Genomic DNA, 20,537 nt, shown 5'->3' with positions numbered 1-20,537 from the left:
GATATGAGTAAGATTTAGCAATAAATCTGAAATCTAAAATCTAAAATCATAAATCAGATATGAGTTTATCAACCACAAGTATAAGAAGACCCGTTTTAACGATTGTACTGAATCTTTTGATTATTTTATTCGGTTTCATTGGTTATACTTTTTTGGGTGTTCGAGAATTCCCTTCAATTGATCCGGCGCAGGTTTCGATCAGAACCAATTATACTGGAGCCAATTCAGACATTATTGAATCGCAAATTACAGAACCACTTGAAAAAGCTGTAAATGCTATTGACGGAATCAGAAATATTACTTCATCTAGTAATCAAGGAAGCAGTAATATTACCATCGAGTTTAATCTTGACAAAGATTTAGAAGAAGCGGCAAATGATGTTCGTGACAAAGTTTCACAAGCCATCAGAAGTTTGCCACAAGATATTGATGCACCACCAGTTGTCTCAAAAGCCGATGCCGATAGTGATGCCATCATTTCGATGACGGTACAAAGTGATACTAGAAACTCGCTTGAATTGAGTGATTATGCCGAAAACGTCATTTCACAACGGTTAGAAACTATTCCAGGCGTGAGTGGTGTACAGATTTGGGGACAAAAACGTTACGCAATGCGTTTATGGATCGATCCTGCAAAACTTGCCGCTTATGGTTGTACCGTTGCGGAGGTTCGTAGTGCCTTAAATTCACAAAACGTAGAGCTCCCATCAGGGAAATTGACAGGAAACAATACCGAACTTACCGTAAAAACGATTGGTAATTTATCTAAGCCGGAAGAATTCAACAATATCATTATTCGTACAGACGGAGACAAAATTGTGCGTTTCAGTGATATTGGAGGTGCTGAACTTGGCCCTGAAAATATCGAAACAAAACTAAGCCAGTCTGGCTTGCCAATGATTGGTTTAGCCATTGTACCAATGCCAGGAGCGAATTATTTAGATATTTCGGCTGAATTTTATAAAAAATACGAAGCTTTAAAAAAGGATCTTCCCAAAGATATTAAACTTAATATTGCCCTTGACAATACTATTTTCGTAAAAAAATCAGTTATGGAAGTTGCTGAAACTTTAGGGATTTCTATTGTTTTGGTAATCATCATTATTTATTTATTCTTTAGAGACTGGGCAATTGCTTTCAGGCCTTTAATTGATATTCCGGTTTCTTTGATTGCTACTTTTTTCATCATGTGGCTTTTTGGATTCTCGATCAACGTTTTGACTTTATTAGCGATCGTACTTGCTACAGGTTTAGTTGTGGATGACGGTATTGTGGTCACCGAGAATATCTTCAAAAAAGTCGAAGAAGGAATGTCGCCAATTGAAGCCGCTATTAAAGGTTCAAATGAGATATTTTATGCTGTAATTTCGATTTCTGTTACCCTTGCAGCGGTTTTTTTACCTGTAATTTTCTTGGAAGGTTTCGTAGGCCGACTCTTTAGGGAATTTGGGGTCGTAATTGGCGCAGCTGTATTAATTTCTGCCTTTGTATCCTTAACGCTTACACCAATGTTGAACGCTTATTTAATGAAGGGCGGCGAACAGAAAAAATCAAAATTCTATATTAAAACCGAACCATTTTTTGAAAAAATGAACAGTAGTTATGCTGAATCTCTTTCAAAATTTATGGACAGAAAATGGATTAGCTTTCCTATTCTAATTGCTTGTTTTGGATTGATTTATTTATTTTTTACAATTCTTCCAAAAGAAACTGCGCCACTTGATGACAGAAGTTCTGTAACAATGCGTATGACAACTCCTGAAGGATCTTCATATGAATATACAGACCGTTTCATGCAAGAAATCTCAAGATTGGTTGACGATTCTATTCCGGAGAAAAAAGTGAGTTTGGTGATTACGGCACCAGGTTTTGGAGCTTCGGCAACAAATACTGGTTTTATCCGACTTTCTTTGAAAGAACCACACGAAAGAAAAACATCACAAAAAGAGATTGCTGATAAATTGACAAAATGGACTAAAAAATATCCTGAAGCAAAAACTGCTGTTATCCAACAACCAACAATTGCTGTAAACAGACGTGGAGGTTTGCCAATTCAGTACATTATTCAAGCACCAAATTTTGAAAAATTAAGAGAAAAAATTCCATTGTTTATGGAAGAAGTCGGCAAAAGCGATGTTTTCTCGACAACAGATGTAAACTTGAAATTCAACAAACCAGAAATCAACGTAAGCATCAACCGTGAAAAGGCTGAAAGTTTAGGAATTTCAATTCTCGATATTGCTCAAACACTGCAACTTTCTTTGAGTGGGCAACGTTTTGGGTATTTCATTAAAAACGGAAAACAATACCAAGTAATTGGTCAATTTGATCAAAAAGATCGTTCAAAACCATTGGATTTAACCTCGATGTTTGTTAAAAACAACAAAGGTGAACTAATCCAGATGGATAACGTTGTAAATGTTGAAGAACAAAGTAATCCTCCACAATTGTATCACAATAACAGATACATGTCGGCTACAGTTTCTGCAGGTTTAGCTCCAGGAAAAAGTATGGGCGATGGAATTGACGAAATGAACCGAATCAAAGCTAAAGTTCTAGACGAAACTTTCACAACCGATTTGGCCGGAGAATCACGAGATTTTGTTGAAAGTAGCTCAAATACATCTTTCGCATTTGGCTTGGCTTTGCTTTTAATCTTCTTGATTTTGGCAGCTCAATTTGAAAGCTTTATTGATCCTTTCATTATTATTTTAACAGTGCCAATGGCGGTTGCTGGAGCGTTATTCTCACTTTGGTTATTCAATCAAACATGGAATATTTTCAGCCAGATTGGAACCGTAATGCTTATCGGTCTAGTAACTAAAAACGGTATTTTGATCGTCGAATTCGCCAACCAGCTTCGAGAGCAAGGCAAACCAAAATTGGAGGCTATTTTAGAAGCTTCAGAAGCGCGCCTTCGTCCAATTTTAATGACCAGTTTAGCGATTGCATTAGGAGCATTGCCAATTGCAATGTCACTTGGCGCAGCTTCAACGAGTAGAATTGGGATGGGAGTTGTAATTGTTGGAGGAACTATTTTCTCTCTTGCTTTGACGCTTTTTGTAATTCCAGCGATTTATTTAATGTGGTCTAAACAAAGAAAACATTATCCAGAATTTGATCATATCGACGAATACGAAAAAGAAAGTATAAAATAGAAGCTAAAAAATCATGAATTTTGCGATTTGTAAAATTCATGATTTTCTGGTAAAAGAATATAAATATGAATATTAAGAACATATACTGCACTTTATTAATCCTCTTCTTCTGCATTTCAAAAACAAATGCACAGGCAGTTTTGACTATTGAAGATGCTACTAAAATCGCTTTAGAAAACAATTTTGAAATTAGAATTGCCAAGAATAATCTAAAAATTAGCGAAACGAATGTAACTATTGGAAATGCTGGAATGTTGCCAACCGCAACGGCATCTGTAACAGACAACAACAGTGTTACCAATTCATCACAGACGCGTCAGGACGGAACCACTACTTCTTTGAACAATGCAAAAAATAATAGTTTGAGTTATGGCGTTGGACTTAACTGGACTGTTTTTGACGGAATGAAAATGTTTGCGCGATTAGATCAATTAAAAGAACTTCAAAATTTAGGAGATTCTGAACTACGAAGAACCGTTTTAATCAAAATTGTACAAGTTAATTCTGCCTATTACGATCTTGTGCAACAACAGCATCAGTTGGCGGCTTTAGACACTACCATCGTAATTTCTAAACAACGATTGACATTGGCTCAAAATCGCTTCAGTATTGGAAAAGCTTCAAAACTAGAAGTTTTAAACGCTCAAGTAGATTTAAATTCAGACCAAGTGGCTTTGTTAAGACAAAAAGAAACATATGCAAATGCTAAAATTTTATTGAATCAATATTTGGCGCGCGATCCAAAAATTGATTTTACTGTTACCGATTTAGTTACAGTCGACAACAATTTAGTTTTAGCTGAATTAGCTGAATTAGCACACAAGCAAAACCCTGCTGTAGAAGCGCAAATCATTAATAAACGCATTGCCGAATTGCAATTGAAACAAGTAAAAGCAGATCGTTATCCTGTTGTGAACTTAACTTCTGGATATAATTTTTCTGAAAATCAGTCCAGTTTAGGTTTTACTAGTGCATCTTCTTCAAAAGGTTTGAATTATGGTTTTAATGCCAGGTTAAATCTATTTGATGGTTTAAATCAGCATCGAAATGAAAAAGTGGCAAAAATGGAAATCGAAAATACTCAGATTGCTATAGAACAACAAAATATGATTTTGGATACTCAGTTGAACACTGCTTTTCAAACCTATTTAACCAATTTAGAATTAATTGATCTTGAAGAAGATAACGTAACTATTGCGAAACAAAACTTAGATATTACATTAGATAAGTTTCGCATCGGAACGATTACAACTCTTGATTTCAGAACGGCGCAATTAAATTATGTGAATGCTAAAGTACGTTACAGCAACGCTCAATATCAGGCAAAATTATCTGAAATTGCCTTGAGAGAATTAGCAGGAAATATTAATTTTTAATTTAAATTTGTTTTAAAAAAACGAATATAAATGATCGCATACAATACGAAAGAGTGGTTTAGCTTTATCTTTCATTTTCATAAATCAGACACAATTAGGCAATTATTTCCTGTAATGATAGGCATTGGCATTTATGCTGCAATTGTAGGCTATGTTGAAGTGATTTATTTTGGAATTGACGAAAACCATTATCTTAAAAATATTCCTGTAATGCACGGAATATTAGGCTTTGTGATTTCACTTTTATTGGTTTTTAGAACAAATACTGCATACGACCGCTGGTGGGAAGCCCGAAAGCTTTGGGGCGGATTAGTCAACAACAGCCGTAACTTTGCGATAAAACTTTCGGCTATTTTAAAAGACGAAAATGACCGAAAGTTTTTCAGAAAGTTCATTCCTGGCTATGCTTCTATTCTATACAAACATTTGAACAACTCCGAAACTGCAAAACAGCTTTTTGAAGATGTTGATTTAGAATTGGATCATCATAAACACAAACCAAATCAGGTAAAGCAAATGATGTACAATAAAATCAATGCTTTGTATGAATCAAAAAAAATTACTGGAGACCAGCTTATCATTTTAAATGCTGAATTAGTTGCTTTTACAGACATTTGCGGTGCCTGTGAACGTATAAAAAACACTCCTATTCCCTACTCTTACAGTGCATTTATAAAGAAATTTATTTTCTTTTATATTATGACATTGCCTTTTGGATATACCTTAAGCTTAGGGTATTATGTGGTTCCCGTTGTTGTTTTTATCTTTTATGTTTTAGCTAGTTTAGAATTAATCGCCGAAGAAATTGAAGATCCTTTTGGCGATGATGAAAACGATTTGCCAATCAAAAAAATATCGGAAAACATCAAAAAACATGTTGAAGAGCTGATTTAGTCAAAATTGCATTATTCGCAATTAAATCCCTACAAAACTTCAGTTTAACCATTAAAACATTTCATTGAACGACTATTCTTTGAAATGTTAAAATTTCGCCATAAACTTTGTATTAGCAATTTAAACAGCCTCTTTTTGGGTTGCATCTAATTTTTTCTCATTACTAATTTAAATTTTGTTATTATGAAAAAAATTATTCTACTCATGGTTTTTGCTTTTTTAATTGTCAATTGCACTACTGAGCCAGTAAGCGACGACATGCAAACCGAAGCTAAACAAGAAGAAAGTTCTTCACTAACCGCAAAAGGAACTTATTCTGAATGTGATCCTGTTTCAATTAACATTATGGCCGGGCAATTTACAAATTCGGGAAAAATCTTAGTTGAAAATGATGCCACAAATCTTTATGTGACATACTCTGCACTGCCAAACTGGTATTTTAGCGAAATGCATTTATATGTTGGGCCTTATGCCAATGTACCAATGACAAATGGAAATCCCATTCCGGGAAAATTTCCATACAAAAAAAGCTTTAATCCTTTAGTTCAAACGTACACTTTTACAATTCCTCTTTCATCAATAGTTTTAGACTCGAACAAATGCCTATATATTGCCGCTCACTCAAGCATGAAAAATATAGTAAATGGAGCTGTTATAAGAACTGAAACTGGATGGGCAGGAGACATTAAATTCCCTGGTAAAAACTGGGCGACTTACGTTAATTATTGCTTAAGAGACTGCAATACGCCACCACCTGTTACTACTTGTGACACGGCTTATCTGTTTGGAAATAATACCTTCATAGATTTAGGAATTTCTGATAAATGGGGTTGGGCCCAAGAATATTTCCCAGTTCAAAATGGTACCTTCACAGCCAATTTATATGCTGGCGCCGGACAAAATGATATTACAAAAGGATATTTGGCTGGAACTGTTACAATTGTCGTATTAGACGGAAGCGTTACTGTAACAATCAATGCAACACATCCAGGAACTGTTTTAACAGAAACGCATGTATATATCTCAAATTTCCCGCCAACTACCGCGGCTCCGGGGCAATATGGCAATGGACATCAATTAAACAACGTCACTACCGATACTTACAACTTATCGCATAACGGAGACGGAAGTATGTGGATAATTGTACATGCGGGTGTATGTACAACTGAATAAATCAAATTTATAAAAAAGAGAGAATCAATTCTCTCTTTTTTTATGTATTATTTAAAATTAAACCTGTTTTATTTTTGAAAACGTTCCTCTATCAAAAAACAAAAAAAATGTTTCCAACTCCGCTCATCAATCCTTATATTTACACCTTGATTCAAGAATAAAAAAGCAAACATGAAAATATCTTACAACTGGTTAAAACAATTTATTAAAACTGACTGGACTTCAGAACAAACTTCAGAATTACTTACGGATTTAGGTTTGGAAGTTGAAGTGGTTGAAAAATACCAATCTATAAAAGGTGGTTTAGAAGGAGTTGTTGTAGGACACGTACTTACTTGCGAAAAGCATCCAGATGCTGACAGACTAAAGGTCACCACTGTAAATATTGGACAAGAAGCGCCAGTACAAATAGTTTGTGGTGCTGCAAATGTTGCTGCAGGACAAAAAGTTCCAGTTGCGACTATTGGAACAGTTTTATACGATAAAGATGGTGTTGAATTTACTATAAAGAAAGGAAAAATCCGCGGACAAGAAAGCCATGGAATGATTTGTGCCGAAGACGAATTAGGACTTGGAACAAGCCATGACGGAATTATGGTTCTTGATGAAGCATTAATTCCTGGAACTCCAGCTGCAGAAGTTTTTAAAATTGCAAATGATGAAGTATTCGAAATTGGTTTAACACCAAATCGTGCTGATGCGATGAGCCATTTTGGAACTGCTCGCGATTTAAGAGCTGGAATGCTACAGCGCGGTGTAAACGTAGAATTGATTACGCCATCTGTAAGCAACTTTAGAGTTGATATGCGAACATTAAAAATTGATGTTAACGTTGAAGATTCACATTTAGCGCCAAGATACTGCGGTGTAACAATTTCTGGAATTACAGTTCACGAATCTCCAAGCTGGCTTCAAGACAGATTAAAAGCAATTGGGCTAACTCCAAAAAACAATATTGTCGATGTTACTAATTATGTTTTACATGAATTAGGACAGCCTTTGCATGCTTTTGATGCTGCAAAAATCAACGGAAAAGTAATTGTAAAAACACTTCCAGAAGGAACTAAATTTGTTACTCTTGATGATGTTGAAAGAACATTGCACAAAGAAGATTTAATGATTTGTGACGAAAAAGGACCATTGTGTATCGCCGGTGTTTTTGGAGGAAAAAAATCTGGTGTTACAGAGGGAACTACTACAATCTTCTTGGAAAGTGCTTACTTTGACGCTGTAAGCATTCGTAAAACAGCAAAAAGACATCAATTAAACACTGATGCTTCTTTTAGGTTTGAAAGAGGAATCGACCCAACAATTACAGAATATGCTTTGAAACGTGCCGCGCTTTTGATTCAGGAAGTTGCAGGCGGTAAAATCACTTCAGATGTTGTTGAAGTGTACCCTAAAAAAGTTGAAGACTTTTCTGTTTTATTAAATTTCAGTCATGTTTACAAAATCATTGGGCAAGAAATTTCGAAAGATACTATCAAAAAAATATTAGTTTCTTTAGATATAAAAGTTAACAGCGTATCAGATTCTGGTTTAGGCTTGACTATTCCTGCCTACAGAGTTGATGTACAACGTGAAATTGATGTTATTGAAGAAATTTTGCGTGTTTACGGTTATAACAACATTAATTTTTCTAAAAAATTCAATGCAACTGTAGCAAATTCGCCAAGAACAGAAGATTATAAGGTTCAAAATGTAATTGCCTCTCAGTTGAATTCTCAAGGTTTCCATGAGATGATGGCAAACTCCCTGACAACAGCTGCGTATGCAAAACTTTCAGCTTCTTTAAAGGAAGAACATAATGTGACTATGTTGAATCCTTTAAGCAGTGATTTGTCGACAATGCGCCAATCGTTATTATTTTCTGGATTAGAGGCTATTTCATATAACATCAACAGAAAAAATTCGGATTTAAAATTATTTGAATTCGGAAAAACATATCATAAATATTTAAGTGGATATGAAGAGCACAAACATCTAACTTTGTCGATTTCTGGAAACAGAAACAAAGAAAGCTGGACAAACCCTCAAAAAACGACAGATTTTTTCTTGTTAAAGGGTTATGTTAAAGCTGTTTTGGCTCGTTTAGGAATAGATAAGGTTTCAAATGCTCCTGTTAAATCTGATGTTTTTTCAGAAGGAACAGCAATTTACTACAACAACGATACTTTAGTTGAAATGGGCGTAGTTAAAAAATCAATTTTAAAGCATTTCGGAATCAAACAAGATGTTTATTTTGCTGATTTCAATTGGGATTTAGTATTGAAAATCATCACAGGAAAAATCAAATATACTGAAATTCCGAAATATCCAGAAGTTCGCAGAGATTTAGCATTATTGATTGATCAAAATACTACTTATGAAAGTATTTTCAATTTAGCAAAACAGACAGAAAAATCACTTTTAAAAGATGTGAACTTATTTGATGTTTATGAAGGAGACAAACTCCCTGCAGGAAAAAAATCGTATGCACTGAGTTTTACTATTCAAGACAATACAAAAACGCTTACAGATGCTCAAATCGACAAAATCATGACGAAATTACAACAGACTTTCGAAAATGAACTTGGAGCAAGCTTAAGATAAAAGTTGTTTATAAAAAAATCCCGATTCTTTCTTCAGAATCGGGATTTTGTTTTTTTGTAAGCTTATCAGATTAGTAAGTAATAGCCGAAAAAATTGGGTGATCTTTAATTTTTTCTCTTCCATTCAAAAAAGACAATTCCATCAGGAAATTGCATTGAACAATTTCGCCTCCTAATTTTTCTACCAATTCACAAACTGCTTTTGCTGTTCCTCCTGTTGCCAAAACATCATCATGAACTAATACACGATCTCCATTTTTAATAGCGTCTGTATGCATCTCTAAACTATCGAAACCATATTCGAGCTCGTAAGATGCCGAAATCGTTTCAAATGGAAGTTTTTTTGGCTTTCTCACCGGAATAAAACCTGCATTTAATTCTTGTGCCAATAACATTCCGAAGAAAAAGCCTCTACTTTCTGCCCCTACTACTTTGTCAATTTTCTGACCTTTTAGGGAATCAACTAAAATTTTAAGGCAATTTGTTCGCGCTTCAGGGTTATTTAGCAAAGGTGTGATATCTTTAAACAAAATTCCTTCCTTAGGAAAGTCCTGAATATCACGTATATAATTTTTTATGTTCATTTTTTTTTATTTTTATCTAAATTTTCTCTTGTATATCTCACATTTATGTCTATCTTTGCACCCGCAATAAGCAATCAACAAAGCTACAAAAAAATAGCTAATTGATAACAAAAAAGGCCTCGTGGCGCAACTGAATAGCGCATCTGATTACGGCTCAGAAGGTTACTGGTTTGAATCCAGTCGAGGTCACTACTCGGGACAAAAGAAAAATATCATCTTTTGTTCCGTTTTTTTTTTGCCCGTAATCTATTGTTTACCAAATAGATACAGTTAACCGATTGAAACGGATAGAGGGAAAAAGCTCCTAAAAAAAATTATATACAATTGAGACGGGACTGAGCACAAAGTCTGCTTTGTCATTATACTGCCACTCAGATGCAACGCATATCGGGAAGAACTCCCAAAAAATAATATTAAACCTCAAAGAAAATTCCCAGAGATCAAAATCTGCTGATGCATGAATCCGGACCGCACAGAATTCTTCCTGCCTGCATCTCAAAAAAAAAAAAGGATTATTGCTCAAAATCAAAGCCTTAAAAATCACAAAAGCCAGGTAAGGCTTGAATAGACCCATTTTGGTTTTTACCCCTTGCCTGCCATTTCCAGTCGCTTTCCAATATCTCCAAAAGCACCTCCTTGAGCCCCGAAAAGGAGCTGGGCTTCACGGCATACAGGTCGGCCCCCAGCTCAAAGGCCCGGCGATATTCTCCGGCGAGCCGCTGGTGGATAGCACCACCACCTTCACAGCCCTTAAGGGCCCCTCTGTTCTTCTGATCTGCTCCAGGCATTCAAAGCCGCCTATTGCGGGCATATTGATATCCAGGAATATGATTTCAGGGAGCTGTACAGGCTTATGGAAAAGCAGATCCAGAAGCTTCTGCTCGTCTTCTGCCTGCTGCACACTGACTGGCAGATCAAGTTCATCCACGGCATCGGTAAAGAGCAGGCGGTCGTCCTCATCGTCATCTGCGTGGTAAATAGTCTTAATGGGGCTGCAGCGTTCTGTCATCGTTTTCAGATTTAGGGCAGTCCAAGGCAAGAGCCTAAGGATCTGCAGAGTGTTATACTAAAAAAAAATACAAGACTTTGTAAACAAGCAAACGATCGATTTATGTTTTGTGCAGGTGCGGCTGGTGAAAAGCAAAGATACGGCTAATTTTTAAGAAAAGTACTAAAAATCATGCAAATCATCCAGGACCGCCCAAAAAAAAGCAAAGCCATGACACCAAGCGATCCTTTTCTTGGCATAAAGCGTCCGCTGCAAAGCCGATCGCAGGAATGCAATTCCTGCAAAACCGCTTTTGCGTAAATTCTGAATAAAGCGTTTTAGACAATCAAAAACTGTTTTTCGAATGCCCTGAAAAATAAGGTTTTTTAAATTTTGTTATTATTTAAAACATTCAATTTTTAAAAATTGTTACTGACTGTACTAATTTTGACAAGCATAAAATGATCAAGATTATGAACCGGGCAATTGTACACATTGACATGAACACCTTTTTTGTCTCCTGCGAAAGGCTTGCCAATTCAGAGCTTAACGGCATTCCGCTGATCATCGGCGGCGGCGAAAGGGGCGTCGTGGCCTCCTGCTCCTATGAGGCGCGACGTTTCGGGGTGCGCTCGGCCATGCCCATCGGGGATATTAAGTCAGACGGTTGACACAAGGCAAACGGACGATGGCGTATGAAGTATAATGATTAGGCCATCATTGATCAAGTCCGATGATGTTCTTAGACGGCGAATATGAACTCAATTGAATGAATTCCTGAACTCAAGCGGTGAAAAATTGGTTTTTGCTTTAAACAGTTTATTGAATGACTGCGGGTGCTCAAAACCCAATTCATAGGCGATCTCACTTATGGTAAGTTCAGTTGTGGAAAGTCTCTCTTTGGCTTTTTCGATTAATTTTTCATGGATGATCTGCTGCGTTGTTTGGCCTGTAAGCGATTTGAGCAGTCCCCGCATGTATTGTGGAGACATATTCAGCGTTTCGGAAAGCAGTTGTACCGTAGGCAGGCCATGCTCGATAATGTTTTTTCCTTCAAAATAATCCGAAAGGAAATTTTCGAGCTTCTCCAAAAACTGATGACTGCCTTTCTTACGTGTTATAAACTGGCGCTGGTAAAAACGCTCAGAATAATTAAACAGGGTCTCCAATTGGGAAATGATAATGTTTTGGCTGAACTGGTCTATATTGCTCTGATATTCCTGCTGGATGTTTTCGATGACCTGCTGCATTTTTTGTTCCTCTTCTTCTGATAGGAACAGCGCTTCATTAACCGAATAATCAAAAAACTCATATCTTTTGATCGAAGCGGAAAGCGCCGTATTCCAAAGAAAGTCCGGATGGATCATCAGCATCCATCCGGAAGGATTCTTTCCCTGTTCTTGACGTATTACACTTAAAACCTGATACGGGGCCATGCAGAACATCACGCCTTGATCAAAATCATAGTCATTCTGTCCATACCTGTACTTGTGGTCCATGTCACGTTTTACCGAAATCATATAAAAATCAAACAGCAGGCTCTGTTTTCCGGCCTTTGCATGCTCGCCCATATCATCAAAATTGATCACACTGATCAGCGGATGCTTAGGCCCGGGCAAACCGCGCAGTTTGTGAAAATCGGAAATGGTCTTAATACGAACGGGCTTATTATCGGACATGGAATTATCTGCTTTTACAATTAAATAGATGAGAACAAAAATACAGATTATCGGATTTCCGAAAAATAATACGAACCTTTTAAATCTTCCAGTAAAGTTGGATGTACCGGGTTCCAGCCCAGCGTATTTCTTGTCCATTTGCTTGAACTCACGTTATCAAGCTTTGCAAAATGAGTAAACCACGAAAAATGCTGTTCAGCTTCCTGAGAATTCAGTGAGATCAATGGAATATTTAAACGCTCCGCAATTTCAGAGGCCACAGTCTTAAGCTCAATTCCCTCTTCCGATACTGCATGATATCTGGTTCCACTATCAAATGGTTTTTCCAGCGCCAAACGATAAAGCCTTGCCGCATCCAGGTGGTGCACAGCTGGCCAACGGTTAAATCCATCGGCAATGATTGCTGAAACGCCTTTTTCCCTTGCAATTTTAATAAATAGCGGAACAAAACCGATTTTATCTCCTTGGCCATGCACAGATGGCGGTAACCTAATAACGGCGGCATGCACGCCTTTCGCGGCCTGATCGTCTGCTGCATTTTCAGTTGCAATCCTCGGATGCGTGTTATTGACACTGCGATCCTGCTCTGTTGTAATGCCATCTTTTGAAAAAAGCGCGGTGCCTGAAGTGATCAGAAAGGGCTTGTCCGTACCGGTCAGAGCATCTCCTATGGCGCCGATTACTTGCTTATCCAATTCACACATTTCCTGAAAGCGGCCAAAATCATGAACAAATCCTAAGTGTATAACAGCATCAGCGACATTAGCTCCCGATTTTAGACCTTCAAAATCAGTAAGCTCACCATGGTGAACCTCTGCTCCTGCTTTAATTAACTTCTTTGCAGATTCTTCCGATCTTGCAAGTCCGAGAACCTCGTGACCAGCTTCTAATAATTCCTACACTACAGCTGTTCCAACGAATCCTGTAGCGCCTGTAACAAATACTTTCATCTCTAATATTATTTATGAAGCAAAGTTCAGGATTCTTATACCGCTAAATGTATCCAAAAATAGTTTTATTGTAGCCAAAACTACCAATGTAGTTAAAAGTGATAAGGTCTAATATATGCATTTGTCTTTTGAGATAATTCGCATTTAATCAGTTAAAGCAATCGTCTGTTTTGCTACAAGATCCAAAATGAATTGTGTATTGCAGCATTTTGCATATCAGTTATTTAGAAATAACAATATCAATCCTTTCGATGCGAAAAACCTGATTTGAAGCAATAGAAACATCACTCCGTCATGAAGCCGTAATGGCTTTGACCATATTTGAATGCAGCATCAATGCTGCAGTTTATAGAAATATAATATAGGGCAAAGACAAAAATTTTTGTTGTTTATTTCTTTGGGACATGCAGCTTTACATGTTTATTGAAAAAAAAATATTTTCAAATTGCGCACTGTATAATTATACTCTAAATGTGCAAAGATTCTCTATGAATTCGGCTTATATAAAATATTCTCGAACATCCTCTTGATATAAGTAAGCTGGTTTTAACTTGTCATTTATTTTAAAGTTAATGTTTTTGTTTTAAAATAAAAACTGGAATGAGCCAGAAAACAGTTTTCTTCTGTAAATGGCATAATTGATTCTGGATTGCTGTCTGCAACACAAATCATGCTGTTTAAATAATTGCCTTTTTGATTGCTAAAAAGCATAATATCTTCGCCGACTATTCTAACTTTAAAAAAAATATTATGAAGAATACCTCTTTTATTTTAATGTTGCTATGCTGCTTTTCTTTAGCAATTAATGCTAAAAATACAGAAGTTTATCCAACAAATTGGTGGGTAGGAATGAAGACCAATTCCATTCAATTATTAATTCGAAGTACTGATGACTCTTTTACTACAGATAAAATCAACATCAATTATCCGGGAATAGCGATAAACAAAACTTATTCCTTTCCAAATTCAAAATACATTGCGGTAGATATTACTATTTCACCCGAAACTGCTGCTGGTGATGTAATTATTGAATTGAATCAAAAATCTGGGAAACAGAAAATAAAATGGCCTATATACAACCGAAGAGCTGGTAACGGAATACAATATGCTCAGGGAGTGACTTCCAGCGACTTTATCGAATTGATTATGGTTGATCGCTTTAGTAATGGAGATACTGCCAATGATAAAATCAAAGGAATGCGTGACCAGTCCCTTAATCGAAAAGAAATGTATGATCGTCATGGAGGAGATTTGCAAGGTGTGATTAATAATCTGGACTATATTCAGGGGCTTGGAGTTACAGCATTGTGGTTTACTCCGGTTATGGAAAATGATATGGAGAAAAGAACTGAGCATGGTTACGCAATTACAAATCATTACAAAATTGATCGAAGATATGGAGGAGATGCGATGTATGAAAAATTGAGCAATCAGCTTCACTCAAGAGGAATGAAGCTTATTTTTGATGCAGTTTATAATCACATCGGATCGTTTCATTTTCTAGAATTAGATCCTCCTGCAAATGACTGGGTTCACCGCTGGCCAGAATATACTCAAACCAATTATAGAGAAATCCCGCTTTTTGATCCTTACGGAACAAAATCTGACAAAAAGAAAATGAGCGATGGCTGGTTTGATAAAATAATGCCAGACATTAATCAAGATAATCCGTTTATGGCCAATTTCATTATCCAAAATTGCATTTGGCATATTGAAAAGTTTGGTATTGATGGAGTTCGCCTTGATACTTATACCTATAATGACCTGAATTTTGCCAACCGCTGCAACAAAGCTATAATGGATGAGTTTCCTAAGATTTCCATTTTTGGCGAAATCATGGTGCACGGGGTAGCAAATCAGGCTTATTTTGAGCAGAATAATATAGATACACCGTTCAAAAGCAATTTGCCTTCAGTTGTAGATTTTCAGAGTCTGTATTACGGAATCATTCCAGCTTTGACAGAACCTTTTGGGTGGAAAGGCGGAGTCAATCAATTGTATTATACTTTGAGCAGTGATTTTTTGAGTAAAAATCCAATGCAGAAAGTATTGCTTTTGGACAATCATGACGAGGCTCGATTTTTTTCATTAATGGGAGAAAATGCAGAAAAGCAAAAAATTGGGTTTCAGTGGCTGCTGACCTGCAGAGGAATTCCACAGCTATATTATGGTTCTGAAGTTTTGATGAAGGGATTTAAAAATCCAGATGGCTTACTAAGAGCTGATTTTCCAGGAGGATGGAAAGAAGATGAGAAAAATGCTTTTACAGGAAAAGGAATGACTGATGACGAAAAATCGACACAGGAATTGGTTCGCAAGCTGGCTAATTTTAGAAAAAATGCATCAGCAATCAAAACGGGAAAAATGATGCACTATACGCCTGTAGATGGCTTATATGTTTATTTTAGATATGATGACAGCCAAACAATAATGTGTGTGATGAATACAAGCAATTCTGAAAAAGAAATTGATTTTCAAAAATACAATGAAAGGACAGCCGGTTTTGCTTCTGCTAAAAATGTTATTACAGAAGAAAAAATTTCGACTTCTCAAAAAACAGTTATTCCAGCAACAAAAATGTGGGTTCTGGAATTAAGTAAATAAAAAAATCGGCAAAAATAACCAATATGGCTTTACAACGAATAAAGATTTTGCTGACAGTCTTCTTTTCAATTCAATATTGTTTAGCACAGGAACAGTCTAAAATTGAAAAAAGAAGTTATACCACAAAATCATTAGAAAATAATAAAGCTCCAATAATTGATGGAATTTTAACCGATTCAAGCTGGGATATCGTAGATTGGCAAACCGATTTTATAGAGAATCTTCCCGATGAAAATACAGCTCCAACAGAGCAGACTAAGTTTAAAATTCTTTACGATGCTAAATTTTTATATGTTGCTTTCAAGTGTTATGATAAAGAGCCCGAAAAAATTGTAAAACGTTTGTCAAGACGAGATGGTTTTGACGGCGATTTTGTCGAAGTGAATATTGATAGTTATCACGACAAGCGTACTGGATTTTCGTTTACTATTTCGGCATCGGGAGTTAAAAGCGATGAATTTATTGCAGATAATGGGAATAACTGGGATGCAAGCTGGAATCCGATTTGGTATGTAAAAACAAATATTGACTCAGAAGGCTGGACTGCTGAAATGAAAATTCCGCTCAGTCAGTTAAAATTCAGTGCGGGCAAAGATCAAATTTGGGGTTTTCAAGCTACGCGCAGGTATTTTCGAAAACAGGAGCGATCGGTTTGGCAACGTATCCCGGCTGATGCGCCGGGCTGGGTAAGTGAATTTGGAAATTTAGAGGGTTTAGCCAATCTTAAACCCCAAAAACAATTGGAAATTCAGCCTTACTTTTTAACGCAGCTTGATACATATGAACAAGAAAACGGAAATCCATTTAGAGACGGGGAAGATCTCACATTAAATGCGGGACTTGATGCTAAAATTGGAGTTACAAATGATTTGACGCTGGATTTGACTATAAACCCTGATTTTGGTCAGGTTGAGGCCGATCCTGCTGTAATTGCTTTGGATGGATTTCAGATATTTCTTCAAGAGAGACGTCCTTTTTTTATCGAAAACAAAAACATTTTCGATTGCAATTTTGGAAACAATGAAGACAATCTTTTTTATTCCAGACGTATCGGTCGAAGTCCGCAAGGGATAATTACAACTCAAAAAGAAGATTTTATCAAACGTCCTCAAAATACAACCATTTTGGGTGCCGCAAAATTTAGCGGGAAAACAAAAAATGGTTGGTCATTAGGAATTATGGAAAGCGTTACGGCAGACGAATATGTCAAAATCGATAACGGTCAAGAACGACAAGAAGTTCATGTAGAACCGCTTACCAATTATTTTGTAGGCCGTGTTCAAAAAGATTTTAATGACCGAAATAGTTTTCTGGGAGCAATCTTAACGGCAACCAACAGAAATACAGATGAACCGCAATTTCTACTTTTGCGAAAAGCAGCATATACCGGCGGATTGGATTTCAAGCACAATTGGAAAAATCGGAAATATTTTATAGGTGGAAATGTAATTTTAAGTCATGTCTTAGGTTCAAGAGAATCGATTACGAACACGCAGAAAGAAATTTCACATTTGTTTCAAAGAGCAGATGCTGATTATGTTTCTGTTGATGAAAGCAGAACGTCACTTACGGGGACGGGAGGAAAGATTGAAGCAGGAAAAGCAGCTGAGGGACACTGGCGATATAATGCGACACTAACCTGGCGTTCGCCGGAATTGGAGCTCAATGACATTGGCTTTCTGCGTCAGGCGGATGAAATCAAGCAGACTTTCTATGTAAGCTATCAATCTTTAAAACCTTTTGGGATTTTCAGAAGCGGAATGGTGCGTTTAGAACCTTTTGTAACCTACGATTTTGGAGGTTTTCACAATCGGACTTATTATGATCTTTTGGGGAAATCAGAATTTAAGAACTATTGGTGGGCGAATATCGGTTTTTCTTATAAACCTAGAATCTATAATAATGCCTATTTGCAGGGCGGGCCAAAATTTAGATTTTCAGAAGAATTTGTAAGCTATAATACTTTTGGTTCGGATCCGCGAAAAAAGCTTCGTTTTCAAGCTGGAGTGTTTTTCGCCCAAGGAAAAAACAATTCTTTCTCGTATAAGGCAATAGATCCTAGTGTGACGTATCAGCCAACAAATGCGTTGTCGATTACTTTGAATCCAAATTTCAATGTTAATCAGAGTAAAACACAATATGTAACGCAATCAAATTATGAAAACGGAATTCGATATATAACTTCGCATTTGGAACAGCAGACATTAAGCGCTTCATTGCGGCTCAATTATAGCATAAATCCCAATTTTACTATTCAGTATTATGGACAGCCATTTGTGTCAACTGGAAAATATTCAGATTTTAATTACGTTACCAACCCCCGTGCAGCCTATTTTGCAGATAGAGTTGTAACATACAATCAAAAGCAGATTTCATTTGATAGTGCAACAAATATTTATAATGTTGACGAAAATCAAAATGGGACCAAAGACTATTCCTTTCGTAATCCTGACTTTTCATTTGTTCAGTTCCGCTCCAATTTGGTTTTAAGATGGGAATATATACCAGGCTCAGAAATTTATTTGGTTTGGTCGCAAGGAACAAATGGTTCGGGAAATCCTATGGACGATTTATTTGTTAATCTGGACACACAAATTTTAGGCAAACAACCGCAGAATACATTTATTTTCAAAATGACCTATCGCTTTTTGCTATGAAGAAAAAACTAATCTCTAAAAAATAAAAAATGTTTAAAAAAAATATACTCTTACTTCTGATTCTTTTTCCTCTTTGTATCTTTTCGCAATCGGATGAGATTGAAAAATCAGTCCAATATTTATCCAATAACAAAAATACGCCAGAGGAATATATTGCTTCAAAATTTGCTCAAAAGGATATAATCCTTCTGTCAGAAGAGCATCGGGTTAAGGAAAACCTTCAATTTGTAAAGAGTTTGATTCCTGTTTTATATCAAAATAAAGTATATAATTTAGGAATGGAATTTGGCGCAAGTGAAAATCAAGCGCAATTAGATTCTTTAATTTCTGCTCCTGAATATAACAAGGATTTAGCTCGAAAATTAATGTTTAACTACAATTCAGGGTGGGCTTTTAAGGGGTATACCGATTTGTATGAGGCTGCATGGTCATTTAATAGATCCCTTCCTAAATCTTCGAAAAAATTTCGTATTTTAAATTTAAGCTATCGTTACGATTGGTCTTCCTTTTCTGGACAACGAACTTCTGAAAAAATGAAGAAAGTTTTTTACAAAGGAAACACTGAAACATATCGATTCTCTATTGTAGAGAAAGAAATTGTTACTAAGAGAGAGAAAATTTTGATTCTCACCGGAGATGTCCATGCATTTACAAAGTATAAATTTCCAGTTTATGATTTTTTGGGTACTGATTTTATAAGATTTGAAGATGGCTATTTTGGGAATCAGCTTTATGCTAAATATCCACGATTAGTTTATTCTGTTTTATTGCATAAACCTTTCAGTAATCGTCCTGATACAAAACCGAATTTGATTTCTCCGGCAGATGGAAAAATCGAAATTATAATGGAGAAAATCAATAATACACCAGTTGGTTTCGATTTGGCTGATACTCCACTTGGAAAGCTTAAGGATAATAGTTATTATTCAATGGGATATCAGGACTTTACTTTGGAAAATTTTTATGATGGCTATATATTTCTGGCACCAATAAATAAACTTTCTGGTTGCGATATTGATCCGAAATTTTTAACTGCGAGCAATTGGAATGAAGCCCAGGAAAATGTAGCAGATCCTGATTGGAGGCCAAGGCCAAAAAACATGGAGGAATATTGGAAACAGATTCGGGAATATGGAGATATTGCAAAGAAATATGGTGAGGTAGACAAGTATTGAGGTTAAACGCATTCAAATTAAAAATCCCTATTTCATAGCAGGCCACCGCTTTGCAAGAAACCATACATTATCTAACCGAAGTCATACTGCATAAATGCGGCCTTTACAAATAGCGGTACATGAGAATGCACCGCTAATTGACGCAAAACCATCTATGCCACCAGCTATTCCTCGATTGCTTCGCCAGTTCGTTTTGCTAATGTGCAGTGGAAATCCCTTTGTGAACGCACAGTTGGAAAAGCTCATGAAAAACAATATTAAACCTAAAAAAACATTAAATACAATGACGATACTGATCACCCAAATTAGATTCCGCTGACCATTGCTGATACTAATTAATTTACCGGCCAGATTATCTGATAGCTATTTTAAGCGTTACCCGCATAACTGGTCCAAACCTTCCTCCAAAAAACAATAGTAGAAATAATTAAAAAAATAAAATGACAACACAGATCTACCGGAAAATGTCGGCCATGATGGCAAGAATTTTAAAAATAAAAACAAGAGGTTCTTACAAATCCATCTTGATTTTTTTGTATATATAATAAATCGAGTTATTGACCATCCATGCATAAGCACATAAACCTTGCCATAGTTTTTGAAAGCCCACCCTTGGGTACGGAAAACCAATAGTCCAAATACGTCAGTAGCTCATCCATATAACTATTGCAGCTCACGGGTATAGCACCTCAGAAGATTACAAGTACA

At 36.3% G+C, this 20,537-nt stretch carries 11 protein-coding genes, 1 tRNA gene and 2 pseudogenes; 10 read left to right on the top strand and 4 right to left on the bottom strand.

What is annotated here, in order from left to right; translation table 11 throughout:
• Positions 1-59: 59 nt before the first annotated feature.
• The 5 genes from H600_RS0116100 to pheT all read left to right on the top strand — a co-directional run bounded on the left by H600_RS0116100 (position 60) and on the right by pheT (position 9,193).
• A complete protein-coding gene (locus H600_RS0116100; protein WP_026729748.1) occupies positions 60-3,158 on the top strand; it encodes an efflux RND transporter permease subunit in 3,099 nt (1,032 codons plus the stop codon).
• Positions 3,159-3,223: 65 nt separating this feature from the next.
• Entirely contained in the window at positions 3,224-4,534 is a 1,311-nt protein-coding gene (locus H600_RS0116095; protein ID WP_026729747.1) for a TolC family protein, read from the top strand.
• 30 nt (positions 4,535-4,564) lie between these two features.
• Positions 4,565-5,428: a bestrophin family protein gene (locus tag H600_RS0116090; RefSeq protein WP_026729746.1), complete on the top strand. Its 864-nt coding sequence runs from the start codon at positions 4,565-4,567 to the stop codon at positions 5,426-5,428.
• A 183-nt stretch (positions 5,429-5,611) separates the two neighbouring features.
• Positions 5,612-6,601 carry a hypothetical protein gene (locus tag H600_RS0116085; RefSeq protein ID WP_157509938.1) on the top strand — a complete coding sequence of 330 codons (990 nt, stop codon included), beginning with the start codon at positions 5,612-5,614 and terminating at the stop codon, positions 6,599-6,601.
• A gap of 171 nt (positions 6,602-6,772) precedes the next feature.
• Positions 6,773-9,193, top strand: a complete 2,421-nt coding sequence (gene pheT, locus H600_RS0116080; protein WP_026729744.1) for a phenylalanine--tRNA ligase subunit beta — start codon at positions 6,773-6,775, stop codon at positions 9,191-9,193.
• A gap of 70 nt (positions 9,194-9,263) precedes the next feature.
• On the opposite strand, the gene H600_RS0116075 is transcribed toward pheT, so the two are convergent.
• On the bottom strand, positions 9,264-9,776 hold the full coding sequence (locus H600_RS0116075) for an adenine phosphoribosyltransferase (protein ID WP_026729743.1): 513 nt from the start codon (positions 9,774-9,776) through the stop codon (positions 9,264-9,266).
• A 115-nt stretch (positions 9,777-9,891) separates the two neighbouring features.
• On the opposite strand from H600_RS0116075, the gene H600_RS0116070 reads away from it, so the two are divergent.
• A tRNA-Arg gene (locus H600_RS0116070) sits at positions 9,892-9,965 on the top strand.
• 472 nt (positions 9,966-10,437) lie between these two features.
• On the opposite strand, the gene H600_RS22200 is transcribed toward H600_RS0116070, so the two are convergent.
• Complete coding sequence (locus H600_RS22200) at positions 10,438-10,785, bottom strand: response regulator (protein ID WP_051234442.1); 348 nt, start codon at positions 10,783-10,785, stop codon at positions 10,438-10,440.
• A 452-nt stretch (positions 10,786-11,237) separates the two neighbouring features.
• Here H600_RS22200 and H600_RS22760 point away from each other — a divergent pair.
• Positions 11,238-11,411, top strand: a pseudogene (locus H600_RS22760) (Y-family DNA polymerase); the annotation flags it as partial.
• A 114-nt stretch (positions 11,412-11,525) separates the two neighbouring features.
• Here the strand turns inward: H600_RS22760 and H600_RS0116055 are convergent.
• Complete coding sequence (locus H600_RS0116055; RefSeq protein WP_026729742.1) at positions 11,526-12,443, bottom strand: helix-turn-helix domain-containing protein; 918 nt, start codon at positions 12,441-12,443, stop codon at positions 11,526-11,528.
• A gap of 47 nt (positions 12,444-12,490) precedes the next feature.
• Positions 12,491-13,324: pseudogene (locus tag H600_RS22195) on the bottom strand (SDR family oxidoreductase); the annotation flags it as partial.
• Between the two features lie 819 nt (positions 13,325-14,143).
• Here H600_RS22195 and H600_RS0116040 point away from each other — a divergent pair.
• The 3 genes from H600_RS0116040 to H600_RS22190 are packed head-to-tail and all read left to right on the top strand — an operon-like array spanning position 14,144 to position 19,829.
• The gene (locus H600_RS0116040; protein ID WP_026729741.1) at positions 14,144-15,997 is read left to right on the top strand and encodes an alpha-amylase family glycosyl hydrolase; all 1,854 of its coding nucleotides are present in this window, start codon (positions 14,144-14,146) and stop codon (positions 15,995-15,997) included.
• Positions 15,998-16,020: 23 nt separating this feature from the next.
• Complete coding sequence (locus H600_RS0116035; RefSeq protein WP_051234441.1) at positions 16,021-18,654, top strand: DUF5916 domain-containing protein; 2,634 nt, start codon at positions 16,021-16,023, stop codon at positions 18,652-18,654.
• Between the two features lie 29 nt (positions 18,655-18,683).
• Positions 18,684-19,829, top strand: a complete 1,146-nt coding sequence (locus H600_RS22190; RefSeq protein WP_051234440.1) for a ChaN family lipoprotein — start codon at positions 18,684-18,686, stop codon at positions 19,827-19,829.
• The last annotated feature ends 708 nt before the right edge of the window (positions 19,830-20,537 follow it).

This window comes from Flavobacterium denitrificans DSM 15936 (assembly GCF_000425445.1).
GTDB classification, from domain to species: domain Bacteria; phylum Bacteroidota; class Bacteroidia; order Flavobacteriales; family Flavobacteriaceae; genus Flavobacterium; species Flavobacterium denitrificans.
The sequence above is the reverse complement of the archived record's forward strand: the minus strand, read 5'-3'. Positions and strand labels throughout refer to the sequence as shown.

Coding starts and splice junctions, on each gene's coding strand:
- H600_RS0116100 (WP_026729748.1), top strand. CDS start 60: ATGAGTTTATCAACCACAAGTATAAGAAGACCCGTTTTAACGATTGTA.
- H600_RS0116095 (WP_026729747.1), top strand. CDS start 3,224: ATGAATATTAAGAACATATACTGCACTTTATTAATCCTCTTCTTCTGC.
- H600_RS0116090 (WP_026729746.1), top strand. CDS start 4,565: ATGATCGCATACAATACGAAAGAGTGGTTTAGCTTTATCTTTCATTTT.
- H600_RS0116085 (WP_157509938.1), top strand. CDS start 5,612: ATGAAAAAAATTATTCTACTCATGGTTTTTGCTTTTTTAATTGTCAAT.
- pheT (WP_026729744.1), top strand. CDS start 6,773: ATGAAAATATCTTACAACTGGTTAAAACAATTTATTAAAACTGACTGG.
- H600_RS0116075 (WP_026729743.1), bottom strand. CDS start 9,776: ATGAACATAAAAAATTATATACGTGATATTCAGGACTTTCCTAAGGAA.
- H600_RS22200 (WP_051234442.1), bottom strand. CDS start 10,785: ATGACAGAACGCTGCAGCCCCATTAAGACTATTTACCACGCAGATGAC.
- H600_RS0116055 (WP_026729742.1), bottom strand. CDS start 12,443: ATGTCCGATAATAAGCCCGTTCGTATTAAGACCATTTCCGATTTTCAC.
- H600_RS0116040 (WP_026729741.1), top strand. CDS start 14,144: ATGAAGAATACCTCTTTTATTTTAATGTTGCTATGCTGCTTTTCTTTA.
- H600_RS0116035 (WP_051234441.1), top strand. CDS start 16,021: ATGGCTTTACAACGAATAAAGATTTTGCTGACAGTCTTCTTTTCAATT.
- H600_RS22190 (WP_051234440.1), top strand. CDS start 18,684: ATGTTTAAAAAAAATATACTCTTACTTCTGATTCTTTTTCCTCTTTGT.